Source organism: Ralstonia sp. SET104 (genome assembly GCF_003851545.1).
Lineage (GTDB): Bacteria > Pseudomonadota > Gammaproteobacteria > Burkholderiales > Burkholderiaceae > Ralstonia.
In genome coordinates this window covers 1-349 of the sequence record NZ_BHVX01000049.1, presented here as the reverse complement: position 1 = coordinate 349, position 349 = coordinate 1, and the positions used below count along the sequence as shown (strand labels likewise).

Below are 349 nucleotides of genomic sequence, written 5' to 3'. Positions count from 1 at the left end.
CAAGGGTTCCGACTGGCTCGGCGACCAGGACGCGATCGAGTTCATGTGCCGCCAGGCACCGAATGTGGTCTACGAGCTGGAACACTTCGGCATGCCGTTCGACCGCAATGCTGACGGCACCATCTACCAGCGTCCGTTCGGCGGCCACACGTCGAACTACGGTGAAAAGCCGGTGCAGCGTGCCTGCGCCGCCGCTGACCGTACCGGCCACGCGCTGCTGCACACGCTGTACCAGCGCAACGTGCGTGCCAAGACCCACTTCTTCGTCGAATGGATGGCGCTGGATCTGATCCGCGACCAGGACGGCGACGTGCTGGGTGTGACGGCGCTGGAAATGGAAACCGGCGAG

1 protein-coding gene is annotated in these 349 nt (G+C 64.5%); it reads left to right on the top strand.

Annotation, left to right across the window (positions count from 1 at the left end):
- On the top strand, nt 1–349 hold a 349-nt coding region (locus PSUB009319_RS22755), incomplete at both ends, for an FAD-binding protein (protein WP_124384427.1).